General features: G+C 32.6%; 4 protein-coding genes. 1 reads left to right on the top strand and 3 read right to left on the bottom strand.

Features of this window, described 5'->3' with window-relative positions:
• On the top strand, nucleotides 1-533 hold a 533-nt coding region (locus tag B3E00_RS21765), incomplete at its 5' end, for a DDE-type integrase/transposase/recombinase (protein ID WP_293940108.1).
• 327 nt (nucleotides 534-860) lie between these two features.
• Here the strand turns inward: B3E00_RS21765 and B3E00_RS21760 are convergent.
• From B3E00_RS21760 to B3E00_RS21750, 3 genes are all read right to left on the bottom strand, one after another.
• Nucleotides 861-4,982, bottom strand: a complete 4,122-nt coding sequence (locus tag B3E00_RS21760) for an NACHT domain-containing protein (RefSeq protein ID WP_293940106.1) — start codon at nucleotides 4,980-4,982, stop codon at nucleotides 861-863.
• A 380-nt stretch (nucleotides 4,983-5,362) separates the two neighbouring features.
• Nucleotides 5,363-5,887, bottom strand: coding sequence for a YDG/SRA domain-containing protein (locus tag B3E00_RS21755; protein WP_293940114.1), 525 nt, complete (start codon nucleotides 5,885-5,887; stop codon nucleotides 5,363-5,365).
• Nucleotides 5,888-5,923: 36 nt separating this feature from the next.
• Nucleotides 5,924-6,454 (bottom strand): helix-turn-helix domain-containing protein, encoded by a 531-nt coding sequence (locus tag B3E00_RS21750; protein ID WP_293940104.1) that lies wholly within the window; start codon nucleotides 6,452-6,454, stop codon nucleotides 5,924-5,926.
• Nucleotides 6,455-7,010 lie beyond the last annotated feature (556 nt).

The following is a 7,010-nucleotide window of genomic DNA, read 5'->3' as shown; positions in this document are numbered from 1 at the left end:
AATTATGGGTTTCAGATATTATATATATTTCAGTAGGCTATGATTTCAATTATCTTTCTCTCATAACTGATGCATACTCAAGAAAAATTATGGGCTATTGCCTTCATCCCCAGCTGACTGCTCAAGGGGCAATTAAAGCTCTGCAAATGGCACTGAAGGAAAAACCGGCCCCCAATACTCTGATTCATCATTCGGATCGAGGTGTGCAGTACTGTTCCTTCGACTATATACTAAGGTTGAAAAAAGCAGGTGTAAAAATCAGTTTGACAGAAAACGGAGAGGCTTATGAAAACCCTATTGCAGAAAGAATTAATGGCATATTAAAAACAGAATTTAATCTCAAAAGGGTATTTTCTTCAAGGAGTGAAGCCCTGTTGGAAGTGACTAAAAGTATAGAATCGTATAATCATTTGCGTCCCCATATGAGTTGTGATTTTCTAACACCTGCGGTAGCACATGTAACAGATTTAACATTAATCAAGCGTTGGAAAAACTGTAGGAAAAAATACAAAAGTTTACAAAAAAACAATTAAATTCATAATATCAATTCACCCACCAAAACTGTAAAGTAAGAACCATATTAGACCATCTGTAAAGTTTTTTCAGGACGAACAATTTAAATAGAGAAACTAAAAAGAAATGATATACTGTATTGACTTAAGGTAAAGCCGTTAAGGTAGATTATAGTGTTAATGATCAAATAATTCAGGTAAATCCTAGCATTTCTAAATTTTGTTTGCAAAATAAATGCCTGCAAATACTATATTTACAGGCATAATCAATTAAATAAACTTCACATAAAAAACTAAATTAGGCAAAATTTCAACTTTAATTAAATTATTTAAAAATATATTTAAATTTCACCTATAGGTCGCATTTATACCGCTATAGACTATTGCCCCGTTTTTACTGATTTGTGTGAGCATTTCAGGCTCCATCCCGTGCGATTCCGAAAAATCTACAGTAGTGAGGTCAAAAAGATGAAGATATTTTTCAAGTATTTTTTTCTCTTTTAGATCATAACTTAAAACGGAAAATCTACCAGCAATGTATAATATTCCATCAATCGAATCAACAGCTAAATCCTCTATTGTTCCGAAATCTAAATATCTATGAACCAAATCATTGCCAATTTCTTTGTCAATTATTGATTTCAAATTCCATGTATCAACAACTTTATGGGATTCTAAACAAATCTTTTTTATATCGTAGTCACTACTTATAAATACAAATCTATTATCCTCAGAATAAAAAACAAACTCTGCTGATTTGACGGGAAGTTCCAAAACAAAAGTTTTGGATATAAGGTCAAATAATTTTACTGTATTTTTGTATGAAAGGCAGATAATAGATTTAGAAGGGTGGAATTTCGCTTGGATGATTGTATAATTCCTCTTCGATTTATGTTCATTATAAACCAATTCGCCGGTTTGCCGATTCCATATTTTAATGCCATTGAATTCCCATGCACTAATCCATTGCCCATCAGAAGAAATATCGACACCTTTTACACCTGAGAAAGTGTTATAGTGCGCAACTTCACTATTATTGCGAAGATCAATTTCATAAACTACTGCATTATTACACCCGACTATTAAGATTTCATCGTCTGCAGAGAATGCAAAGTCACCCGTCCAAAGATTTCTTCCTTTTTCTTGCGCAGTTGGATTCTTTCTTTTTGACAAAGTAATTTCCTTAAATAGTTGATGGGTTTCTGTATCTAATATTTTCACGATACCCCATTCGGAGTATGCTAGCAATTTTCCATTATTAGAAAAACGAACATACCAAGCAGATGCTTTACATCGATAGATTATAGAAAGGTCTCTCGCGTTCAATAATATTAATTCATCAGATGAGCCTAACGCAAGTGTTTTCCTATCAGGAGATAATGCTATTGAATCAACCTGAAAGGTCTTAAAACTAAAGTTACTCAAATTTGCATCTCTAAAAGTGCTTTTTTTGAAATTACAAAATAAATAGTGTTTGTTGTAACCAAAATCCGCGTTTTTTAGGTCTGAACCTGAAAAATTTACATTGTGGAATAATAACGCCGACTCATTGCTTAAATAATCATTTTCATCATTTCCTGATGGCAGTTCAAAATTTCGTAAACAAAGCTTTGATAAGTCGCGACCAACAAAGTAGTCATTTTTGAAAGTGGTTAATAAAATTGCAATGTTTGTAATTGTATAGTTGATTTCTTCAAATGTTTTACCTCGTCCTTGTTTTAAGAATTGCTCAAGCACTTCAATCGTTTTATTAGAACTAATGGAAATCATGTCAATCATTAGATCAAGAATAGCCTTTGTAATTGGGGCCTTGCCGAAGGTTTTTGCAACTTCTGATAATTCTGTAGGTGCAAAGCTACCAAGCTTTTTATTTTTCTTCGATTTAAAGAACTCTCTCCATATATAATTATAAGATTCTTTTATTTCTGAACATTGAGGTTGTGCTAAATCTTTGAAATCTGCATCTAATATCCCTAATTCACCAGCAAATTTGTATGCTGCAAAAAATTCTAAGAAAGATCTATGAGCAGGTTTGTAATCGCCATCATCATTTCTTATTAATAATGTCTGACCCATCATATCATATTGCCAGTGATCCATCTCTTTTCGTTCTTGAACCGCTTCGCCGAAAATAGCTCGTAAATGATCCGGAAATAGTCTATAGTTCATACTCATGTTGTTAGTATTGAGCATTTCCCAAGAAATTTCACATAGAAAATAAATTTTGTCGCTGATAGAAGTAAAAGTTCGGAGCTCTCGCATATCTTTATCCAATTTATTTTTAATTGCATATAAATATATTCGAGCAATGTCTACAGGCTTATCATTTTCAATATCTGCCAATGAAGTCAAGATAAGATCAATCATAATAGGTCTTCTAGCAAGGTCGATGAGGGTCTTATTTTTTAATATTTTGTTTATTGTATGAGTATTTGTATGAAATGCTAATAAAGTTGAAATTTGCTGGTCATTAAGTTTTTCTAATTCTAAAACTTCAAATTGCGGTGCTTTTACTAACAAATCATGTGTTGAAGCCTTAAGTTCTGCGCTTAAAAGTTCTCTTCCACTTTTTGCTTCCGGAAAATGCTCATTTCTACACGTTAGAATAACTTTTGAGTTATCTGTAACGACTTTAGCAAGCTCCCAAAAATTATTAACCATTTTTTGAGCGTCTATTTTATCAGCCATTTCGTCGAACCCATCAAAAATTATTAGAAGCTTTCCTAGCCTGTTTAATTCAAGAAATGCCTCATAAGTCGGTATTGGGCTATTGTGTTTTCTGAAGAAAAATTCAGATAATAAGGACTCTATACTTGCGGCCTTCGCATAATCACGAAGAGGTATGAAAATCGGTATTCTTGACCGCTTGAGACCTGAACGCTTTGATTTTAAATATTCTTTTAGTTTAACTGAAGCATAATGTAATGTAAACCATGTCTTTCCAGTACCAAACTCACCAAGCACTGAAATATGTTTCTTAACAGGATCGTCTATCCATTGATCTACATGGTCGTCAACTAAATAGGTATTAGTGGCAATAATTTTTCTATTATCTTGATCAATCTCCTTTTGGGTAGCGAAAAGAGGCACATAAAACTGATCAATATTCTTTTGTTTTACTTCTTTTTCTAACCATTCAAAATATTGTGTAAAATCAACATCCTGATCGATCAATTCATCAAAGTGGTAAACAAATATTTGGGAAAATTCACCTTTAGAACATGCATTTTTCGCAGCAGAACTAATCCTACCAAATGTGATTAACCAAGCTTCATCATAACGTTCTTGGTCTACTCTATTTTTTAAAACGGAAAGGTGTCTAAGTTCCACAATTTCGTCAACCCCCATAATTAAAATTCTTTCATAGCCTCTACGTCTAGGGATGTTTATAATATAGGAAAAAGAATTTTCATTTTGACTTTCATGTGTTTCCAATTTATGACCAAGAGCTGAGAACCAAGATTTAGAATTTTGTTTGAGTTTGGATAAGCTATTTGGATTTATATTTGCGTCGGTTGTTATTTGTTTAGTCAATAATGTGACTTTATCGTTTATATGCGTTAAATCATCATGAATATTATCTAGCTTATTCAAAATAAGAATGTCATTTTGGATCATGGCTAAGATTTCAGGACGTAGAGAAGCTTTGAGTTTTTGTTCTAATGTATCATCATTCAGGATTTTATCGAACAAGACATTATCAAGCAGGCGGTTCGATGGATTTATTTCAGTCGAGCGCTCGATCACTGTTTGAAGCAAAAATGATAAAAATTGATTTATATTAATAACATGTTGTTTTAACAACGGCTCTAATTTCGATATTATTACTCGTATTAAATCTGATAGTGCCTTGGATGTATTAGTTTCTTCCACAAATTCCCAACGAACCAACTTGAGGAATGTTTCAAAATTATCAGACGCTATCAAGCTATTAATGTCATTTGCCGATTGTTTTAATTTAACTTTTTCATTTAGATCTATTACTTTTTTTAAACGTTCCTTTAATCTGTCATTTACAAGTTTGCTGAGAATATCTCGGGTTTCCGATAAGTAGTCTTCTATTGAATAATTTCCAACTTTTTGTGCTAAATACCATTTTTTAAGTGACTGGCCTGCTCTCGGCTTGAAAATTGCATTTGTTTGGAAAATAAAAACACTTTCATTTTTGATTTTGTATTTCAAAAAAAGTTTAAAGAAATTTAAAAGGCTTTCTTTAATTTCAGGACTATTTAATCCAAAACCCTGAGCGTAGCATTTGATTTGACGAAATTTATAAAGTTCCTTTTCTATGTTAACCTCTAAGATGTCCTCCTCTCTTTCACAAAATATTTGGTGGTTGTTATTTTTAATAAAGTTTGTAAGCCAAATATCTACGGTCGATAGGTATTGATAGTAAAAACCACGATTAGTGGCTATTGCGTCAGTATTACTTTTAAATAACTGCAACTGACTTAATTTTTGTGGAATCATTAGTTAATTATTTATAATATGCTAAAGTACCTTTTTTAATTAAGACTTTATATTTGCTAAAAAAAACAAATATATTTTTTTTCTTCGTAGTTCGACTTTAAAATTAACTAGAATCAATGCATTCATTTTGATTCATTGTAATTCTAAATCCGTTCAAAAAGGTTGCATAACAATTTGTAATAAATAGAAATCATAAAAATTGATATCCTAATAATATCCGCTAAGAAAAATAATAGATATACTTTGTCATCTCGCCAATCTATGTCTTGATACTGCCAAATAGACACGTAATGACCTGTTTTGGTAGGCACAGAAAACTTACATACCTAGACATTTAAAATCATAAAGTTTTTTAATGTCATGTGCTATTTTTGTATCTCTTATAATCCTAACGATAGATCCTGTTTTTCGCTTGTAGCGTCGTTAGAGATTTTAAGCTCAACTCTTTCAGCTGTCTTTTTGAGTTCACTATTCCCGATATATAGAAGTTTGAATCGACAGATTTTAAAGCCACTTTTTCCAATTTCTTCCCAAGCATCGACGACACTGTATAATCCACCATAGGTACATACTTTTTCAGAAGAGTAAGCAGGTTTATGAGTATACCCCTTAATCACCCTAACCGGAAGTCCTTCATCCAGGCTTTTTAGTAGGCCAGCGTTACCAGAGGTTTTCCATGATTGGTCTTTGACTTGCTTACCCGTATTCGGATCATTTCCACCAGCACCAGTATAGATGATTTCTTCACCATTGTCTTCATCATCCTCGTATCCGCCAGATAAAACAATTGCTGCTGTGCCCGGAGTACCATTCCCATCAATACCGGCTCCACAGTTACGATGAAAGCTTGTAGGCATCATTTTATTTCGTCCTTCAAACCAATGTTCTTCTTGTATATTTGGAATCTCTCCAAAAATTATAGGTCTAGTTGCCTTAAAGATTTATTGTGAATCTCCCGGTTCTTTTAAAATGTAAGTGTTTTTGTTTCCAGTTTTGCTCACGACTTCGATAATATTATCTGCAGCTAAGTTTCTCATGACACCTGAAATTTCTGTAGAAGTAACTTCATCCTTTTTAATAGCCTTTTTTCTAATCAATTCGTCAATAATTTCGATTGTAGTTGAGCCTTTTGATATAAATTTGGTTAGAATTATATGCTTACGAATTTCTTTAGTCAATCTAATCCTTTTAAGACTTTCATTCGAAAGTTTATTTATAGGTTCCAATTTGATATTAGCTTGTTTCAAAGTAGCTAGCTGATAGTTAACTGATTTGGCATATTCTACATAGTAATCAATGTTTGTCACATCGCCCTTTTCAATACTTATTAAAGTATTAATTGGTATTCCAGTCATTTCCTTAATATCATTAAGGGTGTATCCATCATCTATTCTGCGGCTCCTTAAATTCTTACCGATAAAAACTCTATATTCAGGAGACTTTATCCTTTCAGATCTCTTCTCGTTACTCATTTTTTTATGATGATATTTTATAATTAATTAATGTATCTTTTGCATTTATTGAAATTCTTTATTACCTTTGTTTTAGAAACATAAGCGACTATTAGATTGAGATATTTCCTCAATCTCAACGATGTCACTCTGCTCAAAAAACCGCCAGTTTTAATCCAGCGAGTAGACTCGGAGTTCGCCCATCTTTGAATTATTTATATCTTTGATATATATTTTTCAAGAGGGTGAGCTCTATGTAAGTCTTTCGATGGAAAATTCAACTCATCGTGTATGAGATGAAGAGGCTCCTGGCGGTGCCATTGATTGAAAGCTTTAGGACTCACCCTTTTGATATCTTAGGGTGTTTCCAGGCTTTAAGAGTTAACATCGTTTTTATAACCAAATGGATTATGACAAAACGATTCAAGGACCGCCAAAAACATCAGGCTTACCTCAAGGAGGTTAGCACCCGGTTTTCAAATTCAATTTTAATAAGCAAGATTATTCGGGCTCCAGAATAATCGGTTAAAAACAGTATAAACCAAAATAGGGGATAGCAGCATCCGCAAAATAGAAT

This window comes from Sphingobacterium sp. UBA5996, assembly GCF_002429765.1.
Taxonomy (GTDB): Bacteria; Bacteroidota; Bacteroidia; order Sphingobacteriales; family Sphingobacteriaceae; genus Sphingobacterium.
Note: the sequence above shows the minus strand (reverse complement) of the source record. Positions and strands in the feature narration are given on the sequence as shown.